Source organism: Tsukamurella sp. M9C (assembly GCF_020169415.1).
In the GTDB taxonomy this organism is placed as follows: Bacteria; Actinomycetota; Actinomycetes; order Mycobacteriales; family Mycobacteriaceae; genus Tsukamurella.
In genome coordinates this window covers 21996-39443 of record NZ_JAIULG010000007.1, presented here as the reverse complement: position 1 = coordinate 39443, position 17448 = coordinate 21996, and the positions used below count along the sequence as shown (strand labels likewise).

The following is a 17448-nucleotide window of genomic DNA, read 5'->3' as shown; positions in this document are numbered from 1 at the left end:
GCTCGTCGGCCCCGGCACCGTCGGATCCGCCCGACGGTCCGCCGCGTGCGGGGGTGGGCGCGGGGTCGCGCGTGTAGGCCGACCGGTTCATCGGCGCGCCGCCGTCGGGCGCTGCTCCGCAGCGCCCGCACCGAACGGCCCGTAGGTCTCGGCTCCGAGTCGCGCAGCCTCGTCTATGTAGTGCGCGAGCGCCGCTCGTGATCGGGTCAGCGTGCCGATCTGATCGTCCAGGCGGTCCAGTCGGCCTCGCATGGCCTCGATCAGCTCCGGGCAGCCGAAGAGCTGCGGGGCCTCACCCCTGGCGCAAGGCAGGAGGTAGGCGATGTCGTCCGTCGAGAGACCGGCGGCGAGCAGGTGCCGGATCTGCCGCACCGTGACGACGTCGTCTTCGCTGTAGACCCGGTACCCCGCGGCGGTGCGCCCCGGATCCAGCAGTGCCTGCGCCTCGTAGTACCGCAGCTGGTGGGCGTTGACACCCGTTCGGCGACTCAGATCTCCGATGTGCATTCGTCAGCCCCTTGACCTTCAGACCGGCCTCAACGTTCACCATGGTCGCATGAACTCCTACACACCCTCCCCAGGTGACCGGACGCCCGATGAGAACGACGGCTTCGCCGCACTCGTCGCGGCGTACCTCGCGATGTGGAACGAACGCGACCCGCGGGCCCGGCATGCGCTGGCTGCCGCGGTGTTCACGCCCGACGCGTACTACGTGGACCCGAACTCCGCGGCGCGGGGAATCGCTGCCATCGATGCCTACGTGGCCGGCTGGCAGGCCCAGTTCCCCGATTCCGAGTTCACGCGTGGCGCGCTGCACGGCCATCACCACGTCGTGTACTTCGAGTGGAGCTTCGGGTCGCCCGGGAACCCGCCGGCGGGGAACGGCCGCGATGTGGCCGTCGTCGAGAACGGCCGGATCAGCACCGTCTACGGATTCTTCCAGTAGTAGCGGGCGAACCGCCCCGCCGATCCGGCGGCGTGCGTCGAGCTACCGGGGCTCGTCGCCCCCGGCACCGTCAGCACTGTTCGACGGTCCGCCGTCGCCCTTGGTGAGCGAGGCCCCGTCGGCCTCGATCCCCGCGTGGTCGGTGCCGCCGGCCTCGTCGCCCTCGCCGGGCGCCTCGTCGTCGAAGGACTCGGGGAGGTTCTTGACGTGCTTGTTCATCGAGCGGATGAGCAGGAAGGTCACCGCCAGAAGCGCGACGATCACGGCCAGGCCGAGCGGGCCCGACTTGCCGAACTCCGGCCCCTTGGGCTTCTGCGGGTCCTGCGCGAGGATCGCGACGTCGGTGGCGAGCTGCAGTAGCGGTCCCATCACTTCTCGATCCCGCTGAACAGGTCCTTCTCAGGCATCCTGCTGCTCACAGTGGTCTTCGCCAACTCGTACTCCTCGGTCGGCCACAGGCGCTGCTGCCACTCCATCGGCACCGCGAAGAACGGCCCGTTGGGGTCGATCTGGGTGGCGTGCGCGCGCAGCGCGTCATCACGCACGGGGAAGTACTCGCCGCATTCGACCTGCGTGGTCACGCGGGCCATCATGTCGTTCTTCTCGTCCTTCCACCGCGCGAGCCACTCGGTGTAGGGGTTCTCGAGGCCGTTCTTCTCGAACTCGTCCGCGAAGGCCTGGAACTTGCCGCGCAGGAAGCCGTGGCTGTAGTAGACCTTCGAGATCTGCCAGGGCTCGCCGGCGTCGGGGAACTGCGCGGGATCGGCGGCGGCCTCGTAGGCCGCCATCGAGACGGTGTGGGTCATGATGTGGTCGGGGTGCGGGTAGCCGCCGTTCTCGTCGTACGTGATCATCACGTGCGGGCGGAACTCGCGGATCAGGCGCACCAGCGTCTCCGTGGGCACCTCCACCGGCTCCAGCGCGAAGCAGCCGTCCGGGAGCGGGGGCAGCGGGTCGCCCTCGGGCAGCCCCGAGTCGACGAAGCCGAGCCAGCGGTGCTCGACGCCCAGGATGGCGGCGGCCTTGGCCATCTCCTCGCGGCGCACCTCGGGCAGGCGGTCCTTGACGCCCGCGACGTCCATCGCGGGGTTGAGGATGTCGCCCCGTTCGCCGCCCGTGAACGTCGCGACCAGCACGTCGTTCCCCTCGGCCGCGTACCGCGCCATGGTGGCGGCGCCCTTGCTCGACTCGTCGTCCGGGTGCGCGTGAACGGCGAGGAGGCGGTATCCGGTCATGACCCCCAGTGTTCCACGATCGGGCGCGGGCCCGCCGCGCCGGGTGTGCTTCGATGGAAGCATGTCGACCGCCCCTGTCCGCCCCTCCGATCGCTACCCCGACGAGCGCGATCCCGCGCGCACCCGTCGTATCGGACTCATCGGGCTGGTGGTGGTCGTGATCCTCGGCGTGGGCCTCGCGTGGATGGGCTATCAGAAGTTCTCGCGGCAGCCGGTCACCGGCGAGACCGCGGGCTACGAGGTGCTGTCCGATTCGGCGGTGGATGTGCAGGTCACCGTGACCCGCACCGACCCGCAGCAGGCGGTCAGCTGCATCGTCTACGCCAAGAACAAGGCGGGCGACGAGATCGGCCGCCGCGAGTTCTACGTCGCCCCGTCACCGGACCCCGTCGTGGTGGTCAGCAGCGAGGTGCGCACCACGGAACCGCCCGCCGTCGGCGACGTCTTCGGTTGCGGGACGAACGTGCCCGCGTATCTTGACCGTGCGTGAGCACTGACAACTCCCCCACCCCGAAGTCTGGGCAGCCGGCCCGCAACCGCGGTCCGGCCTTCGCCACAGTCAGCAGTTACTACTTCCCCATGCTCGTCGGCCTGTTCGTCGGCGTCATGATCATCAGCAACATCACCGGCACCAAGGCCGTGCTGTTCGCCCCGTCGTTGCACGTCGAGATCCTCGGCCTGCAGATCGACGGCATCGCCACCGACGGCGCCTTCTACCTCTTCCCCCTCGCGTACGTCCTCGGCGACGTGATCTCCGAGGTGTACGGCTTCCGGGCCATGCGTCGCGTGATCCTCACCGGGTTCGCGATCCTCGCGCTCGCGGCGCTGTGCTTCTGGGTGACCACGCTGCTGCCGCCCGCCCCGGGCTGGCCCAACGACGAGGCCTTCAAGACCGTCGCGGGTGTGGTCCCGCGGTTCCTGATCGCCGGCCTCGCGGGCTACCTGGTGGGCGAGTTCATGAACTCCTGGGTCCTGGTGCGCATGAAGGCCTGGACTGGTGAGAAGCACCTGTGGTCGCGGCTGCTCGGCTCCACGGTCGTCGGCGAGTTCTTCGACACCCTGGTCTTCTGCTCCATCGCCGCGCCCGCGCTCGGCTTCACCACCCCGGGTCAGTTCCTCAACTACCTGATCCTGGGATTCGTGTGGAAGACGCTGGTCGAGATCCTCATCATGCCGCTGAGCTACGCGCTGTGCGGCTTCCTCAAACGCCGGGAGCCCACCTACCAGCAGGCGCTCCAGGCCGCCTGATCCGAATACCCGTTTCCGTTTCCCATGCTAGAATCAGCGGATACACGGTTCCGGATGGAGCCGTGTATTGCTGCATTTACGGGCCCCGGGCACCGTTTCGGGGCCGGCCGGCTGTGGGATGGTGAAGCCGCAGCGGGCCGCCGACTACGACGAAGGACGAAGAAATGACGGACACTCAGGTGACGTGGTTGACCCCCGAGTCCCACGAGCGCCTCAAGCACGAGTTGGACGCCTTGATCGCCAACCGCCCCGTCATCGCCGCCGAGATCAATGAGCGTCGCGAAGAGGGCGATCTCAAGGAGAACGGTGGCTACCACGCCGCGCGCGACGAGCAGGGCCAGCAGGAGGCGCGTATCCGCCAGCTGCAGGAGCTCCTCAACAACGCGAAGGTCGGCGAGGCCCCCACGCAGTCCGGCGTGGCGCTCCCCGGCTCGGTCGTGAAGGTCTACTACGACGGCGACGAGAAGGACACCGAGACCTTCCTCATCGCCACGCGCGAGGAGGGCGGGGGCGACGGTGAACTGGAGATCTACTCCCCCAACTCCCCGCTCGGCGCGGCCCTGATCGACGCGAAGGTCGGCGAGACCCGCGAGTACACGATCCCCAGCGGCGCGGTCGTCAAGGTGACCCTGGTCAGCGCGGAGCCGTACCACTCCTGAGCTCCCCGGCACCGTCGAAAGCGGGCCCGCCCCCAGTGGGGACGGGCCCGCTTTCGCGTGTCGGCGTCGCTGCTATCCGGCGCGGCTGCTCTGGAGCTGGCTGACGGTGACGAAGGCGTAGCCCTGGTCGCCGAGCTGCGTCATCATGCGGTCCATCGCCGTCGCCGACGAGACGAAGGTGTCGTGCAGCATCACGATCTGTCCCGGCTTCACCTTCAGCAGCACCTGCGTCAGGCCGTCAGGATCACCCTGGTAGTTGTAGTCCATCGAATCCAGGTCCCAGAGGACCTGGGTGAGGCCCAGCCGCTTGCCGGCGTCCACGACGGACGGCGACGTGTGCCCGCCCATCGGTCGGAACAGCGTGGGCGCGCTTCCCACGGAGCTGCGGATCGCGTCGTTGGTCTGCTGCAACTGCGCGGTGCTGTCGGTCTCGGACAGCGTCGTCATGTCGGGCTGGGTCCAGGTGCCGTTGGCGACCTCGTTCCCGGTGCCGGCGATCGCCGTCATGATGTCGGGGTTGAGGTTGACCTGCGCGCCGGTCACGAAGAACGTGCCCTTGGCGCCGTGATTGTCGAGGATCTGCAGGAACTGCCTGGTCGCGGGCCCGGGGCCGCCGGAGAAGGTGAGCGCGACGCACTTGCTCTTGGCGCAGTCGACGCTGCCGTCCGGCAGGTACACGGGCTTGGTCACCGGCTTCGCCGCCGCCTGCGGGGCGGGCGCGGGGGTCGACGTGCCGCCGCCCTGGCCCGACGGTCCGCCCTCGCCCCGGTTCGCGTCGCCGCCCGCCCCCGCGACGGCAGCCGCGATCACGAGGGCACTCCCCGCGACCGCGTAGTTGCGGACCTTCCGGCTCTGCTTCGGCCTCAAGAACTCACTCCAGCCACTTGTGTCATGTTCTACAACAAGAGCCACTTTAGTCCCACGAACCCTGAAGGGGAAGTCGAAGGTTCAGATGGTGACCGAGTCGTTACTCCGGGCGACCACCTGTGCGGTCGCGGATCGGACATCTTTCGAGGCGGCCGCGCCCACCTAAGGCGCGAACAAGGAGCCGACAAGGACGGCAGCGGACCATCGTGCCGTGCATCCGAACTACTTCGAGCCGTGGCATCGGCGCCACCCCGCCGCCTTCGTCGTCCTGACCGTGACGGCGATCGTCCTGGTCATCCTCACGGTGGGCGCCGGCCTGCTCCTCGGACTGGCCGTGCTGTTCGTGCACGCGCTGTCCGACCCGGTCCCCGTCGACGCCCATGACGAGCGCACGGTGCGAGCGCGGTTCAGCATCTACGCCGACGACGTCGACGCGTCGCGCGACGTGTCGGGCATGTGGTGCACGCGGCTGAAGAACGGTGCCGGGAGCACCCGTTGGTTCCCGCCCGGCCCCCGATCCACCGGCGACGTCACCGTCGACGGCGAGGCCGCCACGATGGTCGTGCACTACTCGCCGCAGGGTGTCCCGAGCGACCCGGACGAGGACCCCGTCCGGGCGAAGACGCTGCTGCAGTTCCGCTACGAGTCCGGGATGTGGCGGTACTGCGGCGTCAGCTGAACGCGTTCTCCAGGTCGGCGACCAGGTCGCCGATGTCCTCGATGCCGACGGACAGCCGCACCAGGTCCTCGGGGACCTCGAGCTGCGAGCCGGCGGTGGACGCGTGGGTCATCGCGGCGGGGTGCTCGATGAGCGACTCGATGCCGCCCAGCGACTCGGCGAGCGTGAAGATCTCGGTCCGCGCGCAGAACCGCTGCGCCGCTTCGCGTCCGCCGGCGAGGCGGACGGAGATCATGCCGCCGAAGCGCTTCATCTGCTTGGCCGCGACCGCGTGGTTCGGGTGGCTCTCGAGGCCCGGGTACAGCACCGTCGACACCTCGGGACGGCCGGAGAGGAACTCGACGATCTTCTCCGCGTTGTCGCAGTGCCGGTCCATCCGGACGCCGAGCGTCTTGATGCCGCGCAGGGCGAGGTAGACGTCGAACGGGCCGGGCACCGCGCCCGCGCCGTTCTGCAGGAAGGCGAAGTCGGTGTCGAGCTGCTCGTCGTTGGTCACCAGCGCGCCACCGACGGTGTCGCTGTGCCCGCCGAGGTACTTGGTCACCGAGTGGAGCACCACGTCGGCGCCGAGGGCCAGCGGGGTCTGCAGGTACGGGCTGGCGAAGGTGTTGTCCACCACCAGCTTCGCGCCGCCGGCGTGGGCCACCTCGGCGAGGGCCTCGATGTCGCCGATGTTGAGCAGCGGGTTGGTCGGCGTCTCGATCCACACCAGCTTGGTGTTGGGGCGGATCGCCGCCCGCACGGCGTCGACGTCGGTGACGGGCGCCGGGGTGTGCTCGATCCCCCACTGCGAGAAGACCTTGTCGATGAGACGGAAGGTCCCGCCGTAGGCGTCATCGGGGATGATCAGGTGATCGCCCGGGCGCAGGGTGGCGCGCAGCAGGCAGTCGGTGGCGGCCATGCCGGAGGCGAAGCCGCGGCCGAAGGTGCCCTCCTCGATCGCGGCGAGGTTGGCCTCGTAGGCGCGCCGGGTCGGGTTGCCGGTGCGGGCGTACTCGAAGCCGCCGCGCATGCCGCCGACGCCGTCCTGGGCGAAGGTGGAGCTGGCGTAGATCGGCACGTTGACGGCGCCGGTCAGCGGGTCGGGCTCGTAGCCGGCGTGGATCGCGCGGGTCGAGAAACCCTGCGCCGCATGCTTGTCGATGGCGCTCTTCTGCTCACTCATGTCGCTGGCCCTTCTACTTGCCGTGGGAGAGGAAGTTCAGCACGTCGTGCCGGGTGATCACGCCGACGGGCTTGCCGTCGTCGATGACCATGAGGGCGTCGGACTCCCGCAGCGCCGTATTGGCGGCCGAGATCGGCTCGCCCGCACCGATCAGCGGGAACGCCGGGCCCATGTGCTTGCTCACCGGGTCGGCGAGGTTCGCGCGGCCCTCGAAGACGGCCGAGAGCAGCTCGCGCTCGGTGACGGCGCCCGCCACCTCGCCCGCCATGATCGGGGGCTCGGCGCCGACGACCGGCATCTGCGAGACGTTGTACTCGGCGAGGATCTCGATGGCGTCGCGGATGGTCTCCGACGGGTGCGTGTGCACCAGGTCGGGCAGCTCGCCCTTCTTGCCGCGCAGGATGTCGCCGACGAGGGCCTCCTGCTCGTTGGGGTCGAGCGGGGCGCGCAGGAAGCCGTAGCTCGACATCCACTTGTCGTTGAAGATCTTCGACAGGTAGCCGCGGCCACCGTCGGGCAGCAGCACGACGACAACGGCGTCGGGGTCGCGCTCGGCGACGCGCAGCGCGGCGACGACGGCCATGCCGCACGAGCCGCCGACGAGCAGGCCCTCCTCGCGCGCGAGGCGGCGGGTCATCTCGAAGGAGTCGGCGTCGGAGACGGCGATGATCTCGTCCGGGATGTCGGGGTCGTAGGCGGTGGGCCAGAAGTCCTCGCCCACGCCCTCGACGAGGTACGGGCGGCCGGTGCCGCCGGAGTATACGGAGCCCTCGGGATCGGCGCCGACGACCTTGACCTTCCCGCCGGAGATCTCCTTGAGGTAGCGGCCGGTGCCGGTGATGGTGCCGCCGGTGCCGACGCCCGCCACGAAATGGGTGATCTTGCCCTCGGTGTCGCGCCAGATCTCCGGGCCGGTGGTCTCGTAATGCGAGGCCGGGCCGTTGGGGTTGGAGTACTGGTTCGGCTTCCAGGCGCCGGGGATCTCGCGGGTGAGCCGGTCGGAGACGTTGTAGTACGAGTCCGGGTGCTCGGGCGCGACGGCGGTCGGACACACGACGACCTCGGCGCCGTAGGCCTTGAGCACGTTGCGCTTGTCCTCGCTGACCTTGTCCGGGCAGACGAAGACGCACTTGTAGCCGCGCTGCTGCGCGACGATCGCGAGCCCCACGCCGGTGTTGCCGGACGTCGGCTCGACGATGGTGCCGCCGGGCTTGAGCTCGCCCGACTTCTCCGCGGCGTCGATCATCTTCACCGCGATCCGGTCCTTGCTGGACCCGCCGGGGTTGAGGTACTCGATCTTGGCCGCGACCAGGCCCGATCCGGGCTTCACCACGGAGTTCAGTCGAACCAGTGGGGTGTCGCCGATCAACTCGCTGACGTGTCCTGCGATACGCATGCCTCCATCGTCCCAGAGCGCCCGGTACGCCTCACGCCCGGTCCACGCCAGGCCGTCTAGATTGGTCTCATGGGGTACTCCCGAAACCGGCTCGCCCGTGACGCGCTGTACACCTCGGCCGCCGCCGTCAGCGGCGCCGGAGCCACCTGGGGCGCCTACGCGCTCCTCACCAAGCAGGCGCGCACCGCGCGCACCGTCATCCCCCACCGCACCGACAAGGCACCGTCGAAGGACGGCGTCTACGTCCCCGGCACCACCGTCGTCGAGCGGCCCGGGCCGCATCATCCCGCCGACGTGAGCCTCATGGTCTTCGGGGACTCCACCGCCGCCGGCCTTGGGGTCGACGATGCCGAGCACACGCCCGGCGTGCTGCTCGCGCGCGGCGTCGTGGCGGAGACGGGGCGCACCGTGCGGCTCGCGGTGAAGGCGATCGTGGGCGCGACGTCGAAGGGGCTGGCCGCGCAGATCGAGGCGGCGTTCATCGCGAAGCAGATCCCGGACGTGGCGGTGATCATCGTCGGCGCGAACGACGTGACGGCGCTCAACTCGATCGAGCCCTCCGCGCGGCGCCTCGGCGCTGCCGTGGCCCAGCTGCGCGGCGCGGGCGCCGAGGTGGTCGTCGGCACGTGCCCGGACATCGGCGTCGTGCAGTCCATCCCCCAGCCCCTGCGGTCGGTGATCCGCCGGTACGGGCTGCAGCTGGCGGCGCGGCAGCGCGCGCACGTGCTCGCCGCGGGCGGACACCCCGTGCCCTTCGCCGACACCCTGACGCCGGAGTTCCTGGAGGCGCCCGAGCGGATGTTCTCGCCGGACAACTTCCACCCGTCGGCCGCGGGCTACGAGCTGGCTGCGCGGCTGCTGCTCCCCGAGGTGCTGGCCGCGCTCGGCGAGTGGCACGGGCCGCTCCCGTCGCCGCCCGAGGTGTCCGAGGCGGCCGACGCGAACCGCCTCACGGTGCGCCTGGCCCGGGCCCTGCACCGGGACTGAACCGGCCGCGAACGCCGAACGCCCCGCAGCCGGGGCTGCGGGGCGTTCGGACGGTGGTGACTAGTCGCTGCTGTAGAAGTAGCTCAGCAGGCGCAGGATCTCGACGTACAGCCAGACGAGCGTGACGGTCAGGCCCAGGGCCACGCCCCACGCCGCCTTCGAAGGTGCGCCGGCGCGGATCAGCTGATCCGCCTGGTCGAAGTCCAGCAGGAAGCTGAACGCCGCGATCGCGATGACGACCAGCGAGAAGCCGACCGCGATGACCGGGTTCTCCTGGAAGTTGCGCAGCGGGCCGGGGCCCGATCCGAACATGCCGATGACGGCGCTGCCCAGCATCATGACCAGGACACCGATCATGGCCGCGAAGAGCATGCGGGTGAAGCGCGGGGTCACGCGGATGGCGCCGGTCTTGTAGACCACGAGCATGCCGATGAACACGCCGACCGTGGCGAGCACGGCCTGACCGATGAGGGCGCCGGCGCTGATGCCGCTGACCATGTAGTTCGCGAAGACGAACGAGATGGCACCGACGAACAGACCCTCGAGCGCCGCGTACGACAGCACGATGGCCGGGTTGTCCTGCTTGCGGCCGAAGCTCGCGACCATCACCAGGATGAAGCCGCCGATACCGCCGACGAGCGCCAAGGGCATCGGACCGACGATGCCGCCGGCGACGAGTGCGTACGCCGCGACCGCGAAGGCGATGAGCACGCCGAGCGTGGCACCGGTCTTCGTGACCACGTCGTCGATGGTCATGGTGCCGCCGGTCGTGCCCTGCTGGTACGGGGCCTGCGGCGGCTGCTGGTACTGCTGGAACTGCATGCCCTGGGCGGCGCCTGCGGCACCCATCCCCAGGTTCATGCCCTGCGGGTATCCCTGCTGCTGACCGTAGCCCTGCTGCGGGTAGCCCTGCTGATAGCCGGCGGGCGCCTGCTGGCGGGTCTCCTTGGTCAGCCCGCGGAAGATCGGGTTGCTGCTTTCGCGCACCGTGGGGTCCTTTCCCTGGTCGTGCACCTGTACATACTCTTCAACGCTCGAGCCCGCGGCCGAAGTTCCCAGTTTCGGCAACGTTCTTTACGAACAGCTTAACCGTGTCGCGGCGGACGTGCAGAAACTTATGCCGCGGGACGATCCAGCAGGTCGTAGAGGCGCCGGCGCAGCTCGTCGCGGGGGACGACGGATTCCACCGCGGCCAGGGAGTCGGCGTCGTCGCTGCGCAGCACACCGAGCAGCATGTGGGCGCTCTCGATGCTCCGATCCTTGCGGTGCGCCGCCTCCCGCACGGCGAGCTGCAGCGTCTTCTTCGATTCGGGGTCGAACGGGATGTGGCCGGCGCGGAACTTCTTGCGGATGGGCCGCAGGATGTCGAAGCCGAAGCGCTTCTCGATCGCGTCCGCGACGGCGCCCACGTCGATGCCGATGCCGCGCAGGGCCTCGGCGTCCCTGTCCGTGAGCACGCGGCCGGCGGCGGAGGCGCGGACCGCTTCGGGCGTGAGCCCCACGTCGGTCAGCTCGTGCTGCAGCGGACCGTCGACGGTGCCGAGCACGCCGAGCAGTAGGTGAGTGGGGGTGATCTTGTCGGCGCCGTTCTCCCGCGCCTCCTCCTGGGCGAGCACGACCGCGACGCGGGCGCTCTTGGTGAACCGTTCGAACACAGCAATCCTGTTCCCGGCTTACTTGCCGTACTTCTTGTGCACCGCCTGGCGGCTGACCGCGAGGTGTTCCGCGATGTCCTGCCAGGACCAGCCGAGATTCCTGGCGTTGGACACCTGGACCGCCTCGAGTTGGTCGGCCAGCTTCCGCAGTGCGACGACGGCCCGGAGCCCCTCCGCGGGGTCCTCCGATGCCGCCGATCCGACGAGGGTGGGTGGTGAGCTCACGCATGTCAATCTACGTTGACACACTCGGTCTGTCAACGCATGTTGACAGGCTCGACGGTACGTCGCCGCGCTAGGCTTCCCCACGCGCCCCTATAGCCCAATTGGCAGAGGCAGCGGACTTAAAATCCGCCGAGTGTCGGTTCGAGTCCGACTGGGGGCACCGATCAGCGCAGGACGCGATAGTGCACGAAATCGACACCGCAGTCGAAGGATCGGCCGCCCACCCGCTCCAGCGCTGTAGCTGTCCCCTGCTGGGGGAAGTACGGGATGCCCCCGCCCACGAGCACGGGATAGACGCGCACGCGGTACTCGTCGATCAGGCCGAGCCGCGCCGCCTCCGCCGCGAGGCCGGCGCCGCCGATGCCGATGTTCCCCTCGCCGGATGCTGCCCGCAGGCGTGCGACCTCCTCGGACAGGTCACCGTCGGCGAGGCGGGTGTTGGCGCCCTGAACCTCGCTGAGCGTGGTGGAGAAGACGACCTTGGGAAGGTCCTTCCACAGCGCGGCGAAGACGCGCTCGTCGGCGTCCAGGGGCTGAGTCTCCGCGGCGGTGTCCCAGTAGAGCATCGTCTCGTAGAGCTTCCGCCCCATCAGGTGCACATCCAACCCGCGCACCTCGTCGGTGGCGAAGCGGAACACCTCCTCGTCGGGCTGCGACCAGTCGAACGCCCCGTCCGGCCCCACGATGTACCCGTCCGCCGATGTGCTCAGGGAGTACGTGACACTGCGCATCCGTCCATGATGACCGAATCGTCCGGTCCCCGCGGCACTCCCGGTAGAGACCCAGGTCAGTCCTGCACCCCGGCGGCCACCGGGAGTCCGCTCCGGTAGGGCGGGGCGATGTCGTGCTCGTCGAAGGCCCGCAGGATCCGGCGGCGCAGCTCGCGCTCCACCGCCCACTGGCGGTTGGCGCGCACCCGCACGGTGAGCCGGATACTCACCCGGTCGGCGGTGGCACCGTCGACGCCCAGCATGTCGGGCGCGCCCAGGACGTCCTCGGACAAAGGCTCCTCCGCGACGGCCTCGAGGGCAGCCTCGAGGGCGACGCGGCACGCGAGATCCACGTCGGCGGAGTACGAGATGGGCAGTTGCAGGAAGGCCACCGCGTAGTCCTGGCTGAAGTTGGCGACCCGCATGATCTCGCCGTTGCGGACGTACCAGAGCGTGCCCTGCACGTCGCGCACCGTCGTGATCCGCATGCCCACCGTCTCGACGGTGCCGGTGACCTCCCCGAGGTCCACGACGTCGCCCACGCCGTACTGGTCCTCGATCAGCATGAAGATGCCGGAGATGAAGTCCCGCACCAGGTTCTGCGCGCCGAACCCCAAGGCCACGCCCACGACGCCGGCGGAGGCGATGAGCGGCGCCACGTTCACCCCGACGATCGCGAGCGACTGGATCACCACCCAGATCAGCACCAGGAAGGACACCGCGGACTTGAGCACCGAGCCGATGGTCTCGGCCCGCTGCGCCCGCCGGGCCCGGGCCTCCCGGTCGCGCTGCGCCTTCGCCGGATCGTCGACGGTGCGCCGCCGCACGGCCGGCAGTCGACTACCGTTGAGCCGGCCACCGAGTCTGCCGAGGCCGAATCGCCGTGGGGCCGAATCGCCGTCGCGCCGGTTGCCGCGGACCAGCCGATCGATGCCGCGGTGCAGCAGATATCGGACGACGACGGCGAGGACGACGTAGAGGCCTATCTCCAGGGGCGTGTGGATCAGCCACTGTCGTCCGTTCTCATTGAGCTGGAAGGCTAGATCGGACATGCCTCCGACGGTACGGACGACTGCCACACGCGCAAGTTCCCGAAACCGGGGATGCGCGGCGAACCGGTCAACGAATCACGTCGTAGATCACCTTGAGCACGCCGTTGGGATACGCCTGCGATTCCCGCAGCCGCAGTGCCGTGGCGTCCCGATCCTCGCGGCCGAAGATGCTCTTGCCCGCGCCGAGCAGGTACGGGAAGACCAACAGGTTGTACCGGTCGATGAGGCCGGCGTCGGCGAGGTTGCGCGCGAGCTCGCAACTGCCGTGGATGAAGATCGCGCCGCCGTCGGTCTCCTTGAGTGCGGCGACGTCGTCCGCCGACCGCAGGATCGTCGTACCGCCCCAGCCGTCGACGAGGTCGCCCTCGCCGATCGTCGTGGAGGCGACGTACTTCGGCAGTTCGCGGTAGGCGGCGTGGTCCTCGGATTGCGGCCACACCGCGCCGAAGGCCTCGTAACTGCGGCGCCCGAAGAGCAGCGCCGTCGTCTCCCCCAGCTCCTCGCCCTTGAGCCAGAAGGCCTCGGGGAGGAAGTCGTGCCGCGCCACCCAGCCGCCGCTGCGATGCCCCTCGACGGTCCCGCCGGGCGAGTCAGCCACCCCGTCGAGCGAGATGAATCCCGTGTACACCAGTTCGCGCGTCATGCAGCTCACCCTAGTGCGCGGGTCAGATTCGTCACCGTCACTTGACCATCGAACTCCGTCGAGTACCGTAAGTGGCGTCGCAAAGGACATCCGGACGAGGCGCACCGTACCCGGCGAGCGAAAAGACGGTGCGAACCTGAGGAGGTTCGCATCATGGCATGGATCGTTCTGATCGTTTCCGGCGTTCTCGAGGCCATCTGGGCCACCGCACTCGGCAAGTCCGAGGGCTTCTCCAAGCTCACCCCGTCGATCGTGTTCGGCGTCGCGCTCGTCGCCAGCATGGCCGGCCTGGCCTACGCCATGCGCGATCTGCCCACCGGTACCGCCTACGCGGTCTGGGTCGGCATCGGCGCCACGCTCACCGTGGTCTACGCGATGGCGACCGGCGAGGAGACCGCATCGCTGGTCAAGGTCGTCTGCATCATGGCGATCGTCGGCGGTGTCGTCGGGCTCAAGCTGGCCCACTGACCGTCGCGCGGGCGTGCTCCCGCATCCGGGCGGTGCCGCCGTACGTCGCCACCCGCAGCACCCATTCGACGGGGCCGTACCGGAACCGCCCGGTGTACCAGCGCGCGACGACGAGTTGCAGGACGAAGACGGCCGCGGCGAAGGCGAGCACCGCACCGTCGGACCACCTTCCGGCCTGCGCGAACCCGTAGCCCGTGAAGGCGAGGGCCGCGATCAGCGACTGCGAGAGGTACACCGTGGCGCTGATCCGGCCCGCCGGCGCGAAGACCTCGGACACCACCGGGCGGGCGTGGATGATCCGCAGGAAGGTGGCGCCGTACGCGCCGGCGAGTAGGGGGCCGGAGACGTAGCCGAGCGCCTCGGTGTGCGGGATGTGCAGCAGCACCGGGAGAATCGAGAGCGGTAGGCCGAGTCCGAATCCGATCGCCTGCACCCCCGGCAGGTACGGGAGGTAGCGGGCCGGGTCCTCGAACAGGCGCACCTTTCCGGCGGCGAGGCCGACGAGGAACAGCGGCAGCACGTTGAGGGTCCCGAACGCGACCGTCGGCCCCAAGCGGCCGACCCAGTCGCTCCACCGATAGGCGACGGCCTCGCCCCAGCCCGCGCGGACGGCGTCGAGGGCCGCGGCGTTGTCGGTCGCCGTCTGCGCGGCATCTGCCGGGGACTGGGTCATCCGCGCGACGGTGAGCGCCACGAACAGGAGGAGGCACGCTCCGTACAGGACACCGGCGAGGCGGAGCGCCGACCGCGGCCCCAGCCCCCGCAACGCGAGCAGTGCCAGGCCGATCAGGCCGTAGCCGAAGAGGACGTCGCCCGTGAACAGGAAAACGGTGTGCAGCAGCCCGATCGCGAGCAGCGCGAGTAGGCGACGCACGGTGCGGGCCGTGGCGTTCGCGCCGTCGCGCTCCGCGGAGCGGAACTGCAGGGTCAGCGAGTACCCGAACAGGAAGGAGAACAGCACGTAGAAGCGGTTGTGCAGGAAGATCTCCTCGAAGGACCGCACCGGGCCCTCCGCGAATCCCGCCGGGTTCGCCATGATCGCGATGTTCACCGCGAAGATGCCCCCGAGCGCGAAGCCGCGCAGGGCGTCGAGCGCCTCGATCCGCGGCACCGACGGGATCGTCGTCGTCATGCGGCAAAGCTATGACGGTTCGACCGGGCCCGCCTCCGTGAAAGCCCGGATATCCTCCCCTATTCCAGGGGTACGACGGTGCGGGTCAGGCGGCGGATGCGGCCAGCCGGCCGGCCGGGTCGAGCACGGTGTCGATGGTGCCGTGGCGCGCCTCGGCGCGGTCGACGGCCGTCGCCCACTGCTCCGGATCGGCGAGGTCCGCCACGAGCGCGTAGACGTCACCGGAGAGCACGGAGACCACGTCCCGGAAGTTGGTGCCCACCGCGGTCACCCGGTTGCCCGCCGCGGAGAGCTCAGCGACCAGTCGTGCCGTCGCGTCGGTGCCGTCCAGCACCACGATCACGCATTCGGTTGCCTTCGTCATCATCGACTTCCTTTCGCCGTCTGACGAAGACGTTAGGCTGCGAAACCGCTTCGTGCGCTGCCGAAAGGCTGTGAGTTCGTCAACAGTGCGTTAATTCCCGGGTTCGGCGAGCCCCATGGCCACGCCGTCGAGGATGTCGTGCTCGGAAACGGTGAGCTCGGTCACGCCGACGGCGGCCAGCCGCTCGGCCAGCCGCATCGCCACCAGCGCGCCGCCGCCGATCACGTCCGCGCGACCGGGGTGCATCGGGCCCAGCGCCAGGCGCTCCGCCGACGTCATCGCGACCAGTCGGCGGCACAGCGCGACGAGATCGCCCAGCGGCACCCGCGAGCCGTGGATCAGTGCGGGGTCGTACTCGGTGAGGCCGTGTGCCAGCGCGGCTAACGTCGTGAAGGTCCCGGCCACGCCGATCCAGGTGCGGACGCCGTCCAGCGGTACGAGGGCGGTGGCCTCGTCGAGGGCGGCGTCGATGTGGAAGGTCGCCTCCGCCACCTCGGCGGCGGTCGGCGGGTCCGAACGCAACGCACGCTCGGTGATCCGCACGCAGCCGATGTCGGCCGAATAGGCGTGCGCGACGGCGCCTCCGGATCCGACGACGAGCTCCGTCGAGCCTCCGCCGAGGTCGACCACGAGGGCCGGGTCGTCGGCCGACAGCCCGGCGGTGGCGCCGCGGTAGGAGAGCTCCGCCTCCTCGGTGCCGGCGATCACCTCGGCACGCGCACCCGGCGTGATCCGGCCCAGCGCGGCGGCGGTGAGGTCGAGGAACGCATCGCGGTTGGACACGTCGCGGGCGGCGGAGGTGGCGACCATGCGGACCCGGGTCGCACCCAGTTCCAGTGCCGTGGAGACGTAGTCGGCGAGCGCCACCCGGACGCGCTCGAGTGCCTCGGCGGCGAACTCGCCCGTGGCGTCCACGCCCTGACCGAGCCGGACGATCCGCATGTCGCGGTGCAGCTCCACGAGTCCCGCGTCGGAGGCGCGCGCGACGTACAGGCGGATACTGTTGGTACCGCAGTCGATCGCCGCGACGATCAGGGGATTCACTCACCGCCCCAGGGGAACCGGGGCTCCGGCCAGTCGGCCGGGATCGCGCTGCCGCGCAGGCCCGCTGCCGCGGCGAGGGCGACGGCCTCGTCGCCAAGCCGGACGACCCCGGGGCCCTCGGCGAGCGCGTAGGCGATGAGCACGTGCAGGCACTTCACCCGGTCCGGCATGCCGCCGCCGGTGAAGTCGGTGCCCAGATCCTCCAGGGCGTTGCGGGATTCGAGGTAGTGCCGGTGCGCCGCGCGGTAGTTCTCGGCGATGGCCTCGTCGGAGGCGAGCAGCGCCTCCATCTCGCGCATGACTCCCGCGCTCTCCTGCCGGCTGGCCTCGGCGGTGAGCCGCGGGTCCGTGAGGTAGTAGAGCGTGGGGAAGGGCGTGCCGTCGGGCAGCCGCGGCGCGGTCTTGACCACCGCGGGCTCGCCGTCCGGGGTGCGGTAGGCGATGGCGAGCACGCCGCGGGGCTCCCGGCCCAGCTGCGCGGCGACCCGGTCCAGATCCTCCTGAGCTACTGCGTCACTCATCAGTGCGGCACCGCGATCGTGCGCCAGACATTGGTGTACCAGGGGTTCTGCTTCGCCTGCTCGGCCTCCACCTGCTCCGGCGTCGGCTTCGGCGCACCGGGCACCTGCACGCGGTAGGGCGTCTCACCGGGCATCACGTACTGCAGCCGGATCCGGGCCTGCGCCTTGACGTACTCCGGGTCGTCCTGCAGGCGCTTCTGCTCCTCGAGCCGCGCGATGTCGGCGAGCAACTGGGCGTGCTCGGCCGCCACCTTCTCCTCGCGGGCCTGCTCGGACATGTACGTCCGGACCGGCACGGCGAGGGTGAGGGCGAGGACGCACAGCACGAGGAACAGCACGACGGTCCGCCCCGCGCTCCGTCCGTCCGCACGGGCATCGCCGCCCGACGGGCTGCGCACGAGGCGGGACCTACTGCTCACTTCGGCTGTGCTCCTTCGACTCTCGGTGTGCTA

At 69.9% G+C, this 17448-nt stretch carries 24 protein-coding genes, 1 tRNA gene and 1 riboswitch; of the genes, 8 read left to right on the top strand and 17 right to left on the bottom strand.

The features are described from left to right. Window positions 1–87: 87 nt before the first annotated feature. Window positions 88–507: a MerR family transcriptional regulator gene (locus LB823_RS05920; RefSeq protein ID WP_224645837.1), complete on the bottom strand. Its 420-nt coding sequence runs from the start codon at window positions 505–507 to the stop codon at window positions 88–90. A gap of 49 nt (window positions 508–556) precedes the next feature. Between LB823_RS05920 and LB823_RS05915 the strand changes: the two genes are divergently transcribed. After that, entirely contained in the window at window positions 557–946 is a 390-nt protein-coding gene (locus tag LB823_RS05915; RefSeq protein ID WP_224645836.1) for a nuclear transport factor 2 family protein, read from the top strand. 42 nt (window positions 947–988) lie between these two features. On the opposite strand, the gene LB823_RS05910 is transcribed toward LB823_RS05915, so the two are convergent. Together LB823_RS05910 and mca are read right to left on the bottom strand one after the other, a co-directional pair. Beyond that, a complete protein-coding gene (locus tag LB823_RS05910) occupies window positions 989–1315 on the bottom strand; it encodes a hypothetical protein (RefSeq protein ID WP_224645835.1) in 327 nt (108 codons plus the stop codon). Beyond that, window positions 1315–2181 carry a mycothiol conjugate amidase Mca gene (gene mca, locus LB823_RS05905; protein ID WP_224645834.1) on the bottom strand — a complete coding sequence of 289 codons (867 nt, stop codon included), beginning with the start codon at window positions 2179–2181 and terminating at the stop codon, window positions 1315–1317. The genes LB823_RS05910 and mca overlap by 1 nt, the downstream gene beginning before the upstream one ends. A 61-nt stretch (window positions 2182–2242) precedes the next feature. On the opposite strand from mca, the gene LB823_RS05900 reads away from it, so the two are divergent. The 3 genes from LB823_RS05900 to greA all read left to right on the top strand — a co-directional run bounded on the left by LB823_RS05900 (window position 2243) and on the right by greA (window position 4088). After that, complete coding sequence (locus LB823_RS05900) at window positions 2243–2671, top strand: DUF4307 domain-containing protein (RefSeq protein ID WP_224645833.1); 429 nt, start codon at window positions 2243–2245, stop codon at window positions 2669–2671. Window positions 2672–2760: 89 nt separating this feature from the next. Further along, window positions 2761–3429 carry a queuosine precursor transporter gene (locus tag LB823_RS05895; protein WP_374201280.1) on the top strand — a complete coding sequence of 223 codons (669 nt, stop codon included), beginning with the start codon at window positions 2761–2763 and terminating at the stop codon, window positions 3427–3429. Between the two features lie 164 nt (window positions 3430–3593). Next, a complete protein-coding gene (greA, locus tag LB823_RS05890; protein WP_068524412.1) occupies window positions 3594–4088 on the top strand; it encodes a transcription elongation factor GreA in 495 nt (164 codons plus the stop codon). A 72-nt stretch (window positions 4089–4160) separates the two neighbouring features. Here the strand turns inward: greA and LB823_RS05885 are convergent, their stop codons facing one another. Beyond that, window positions 4161–4955 carry a polysaccharide deacetylase family protein gene (locus LB823_RS05885; protein WP_224645831.1) on the bottom strand — a complete coding sequence of 265 codons (795 nt, stop codon included), beginning with the start codon at window positions 4953–4955 and terminating at the stop codon, window positions 4161–4163. A gap of 211 nt (window positions 4956–5166) precedes the next feature. Here LB823_RS05885 and LB823_RS05880 point away from each other — a divergent pair, with 211 nt between their 5' ends. After that, window positions 5167–5634 carry a hypothetical protein gene (locus LB823_RS05880; protein ID WP_224645830.1) on the top strand — a complete coding sequence of 156 codons (468 nt, stop codon included), beginning with the start codon at window positions 5167–5169 and terminating at the stop codon, window positions 5632–5634. On the opposite strand, the gene LB823_RS05875 is transcribed toward LB823_RS05880, so the two are convergent. After that, window positions 5627–6799, bottom strand: a complete 1173-nt coding sequence (locus tag LB823_RS05875; protein WP_224645829.1) for a cystathionine gamma-synthase — start codon at window positions 6797–6799, stop codon at window positions 5627–5629. The two genes, LB823_RS05880 and LB823_RS05875, sit on opposite strands and share 8 nt — an antisense overlap. A 13-nt stretch (window positions 6800–6812) precedes the next feature. Next, window positions 6813–8195, bottom strand: coding sequence for a cystathionine beta-synthase (locus LB823_RS05870; protein ID WP_224645828.1), 1383 nt, complete (start codon window positions 8193–8195; stop codon window positions 6813–6815). Window positions 8196–8264: 69 nt separating this feature from the next. Here LB823_RS05870 and LB823_RS05865 point away from each other — a divergent pair, with 69 nt between their 5' ends. Continuing rightward, entirely contained in the window at window positions 8265–9182 is a 918-nt protein-coding gene (locus LB823_RS05865) for an SGNH/GDSL hydrolase family protein (RefSeq protein WP_224645827.1), read from the top strand. A gap of 60 nt (window positions 9183–9242) precedes the next feature. On the opposite strand, the gene LB823_RS05860 is transcribed toward LB823_RS05865, so the two are convergent. From LB823_RS05860 to LB823_RS05850, 3 genes are all read right to left on the bottom strand, one after another. Continuing rightward, window positions 9243–10169, bottom strand: coding sequence for a Bax inhibitor-1/YccA family protein (locus tag LB823_RS05860; RefSeq protein ID WP_224645922.1), 927 nt, complete (start codon window positions 10167–10169; stop codon window positions 9243–9245). A gap of 128 nt (window positions 10170–10297) precedes the next feature. Then, on the bottom strand, window positions 10298–10837 hold the full coding sequence (locus LB823_RS23985) for a Clp protease N-terminal domain-containing protein (RefSeq protein WP_224645826.1): 540 nt from the start codon (window positions 10835–10837) through the stop codon (window positions 10298–10300). An 18-nt stretch (window positions 10838–10855) separates the two neighbouring features. Then, on the bottom strand, window positions 10856–11062 hold the full coding sequence (locus LB823_RS05850; protein ID WP_068524404.1) for an RNA polymerase subunit sigma-70: 207 nt from the start codon (window positions 11060–11062) through the stop codon (window positions 10856–10858). A gap of 86 nt (window positions 11063–11148) precedes the next feature. Between LB823_RS05850 and LB823_RS05845 the strand changes: the two genes are divergently transcribed. Further along, window positions 11149–11222 (top strand) — tRNA-Leu (locus LB823_RS05845). Window positions 11223–11226: 4 nt separating this feature from the next. On the opposite strand, the gene LB823_RS05840 is transcribed toward LB823_RS05845, so the two are convergent. The 3 genes from LB823_RS05840 to LB823_RS05830 all read right to left on the bottom strand — a co-directional run bounded on the left by LB823_RS05840 (window position 11227) and on the right by LB823_RS05830 (window position 13467). After that, a complete protein-coding gene (locus LB823_RS05840; protein WP_224645825.1) occupies window positions 11227–11793 on the bottom strand; it encodes a dihydrofolate reductase family protein in 567 nt (188 codons plus the stop codon). Between the two features lie 56 nt (window positions 11794–11849). Next, complete coding sequence (locus tag LB823_RS05835) at window positions 11850–12824, bottom strand: mechanosensitive ion channel family protein (protein WP_224645824.1); 975 nt, start codon at window positions 12822–12824, stop codon at window positions 11850–11852. Window positions 12825–12891: 67 nt separating this feature from the next. Next, the gene (locus LB823_RS05830) at window positions 12892–13467 is read right to left on the bottom strand and encodes a dihydrofolate reductase family protein (protein ID WP_224645823.1); all 576 of its coding nucleotides are present in this window, start codon (window positions 13465–13467) and stop codon (window positions 12892–12894) included. A 71-nt stretch (window positions 13468–13538) separates the two neighbouring features. Continuing rightward, a riboswitch (guanidine-III (ykkC-III) riboswitch) is annotated at window positions 13539–13602 on the top strand. An 18-nt stretch (window positions 13603–13620) separates the two neighbouring features. Between LB823_RS05830 and LB823_RS05825 the strand changes: the two genes are divergently transcribed. Further along, window positions 13621–13935, top strand: a complete 315-nt coding sequence (locus tag LB823_RS05825; protein ID WP_224645822.1) for a multidrug efflux SMR transporter — start codon at window positions 13621–13623, stop codon at window positions 13933–13935. Here LB823_RS05825 and LB823_RS05820 read toward each other — a convergent pair. From LB823_RS05820 to LB823_RS05800, 5 genes are all read right to left on the bottom strand, one after another. Beyond that, a complete protein-coding gene (locus tag LB823_RS05820) occupies window positions 13919–15067 on the bottom strand; it encodes a DUF418 domain-containing protein (RefSeq protein WP_224645821.1) in 1149 nt (382 codons plus the stop codon). The genes LB823_RS05825 and LB823_RS05820 overlap by 17 nt on opposite strands. Window positions 15068–15152: 85 nt before the next feature. Next, window positions 15153–15431, bottom strand: coding sequence for a hypothetical protein (locus tag LB823_RS05815; RefSeq protein ID WP_224645820.1), 279 nt, complete (start codon window positions 15429–15431; stop codon window positions 15153–15155). Between the two features lie 90 nt (window positions 15432–15521). Continuing rightward, window positions 15522–16475, bottom strand: coding sequence for a Ppx/GppA phosphatase family protein (locus LB823_RS05810; protein ID WP_224645819.1), 954 nt, complete (start codon window positions 16473–16475; stop codon window positions 15522–15524). Then, a complete protein-coding gene (locus LB823_RS05805) occupies window positions 16472–16996 on the bottom strand; it encodes a DUF501 domain-containing protein (RefSeq protein ID WP_224645818.1) in 525 nt (174 codons plus the stop codon). Before LB823_RS05805 ends, LB823_RS05810 begins: the two co-directional genes overlap by 4 nt. After that, window positions 16996–17415 carry a septum formation initiator family protein gene (locus tag LB823_RS05800; RefSeq protein ID WP_224645817.1) on the bottom strand — a complete coding sequence of 140 codons (420 nt, stop codon included), beginning with the start codon at window positions 17413–17415 and terminating at the stop codon, window positions 16996–16998. The genes LB823_RS05805 and LB823_RS05800 overlap by 1 nt, the downstream gene beginning before the upstream one ends. Window positions 17416–17448 lie beyond the last annotated feature (33 nt).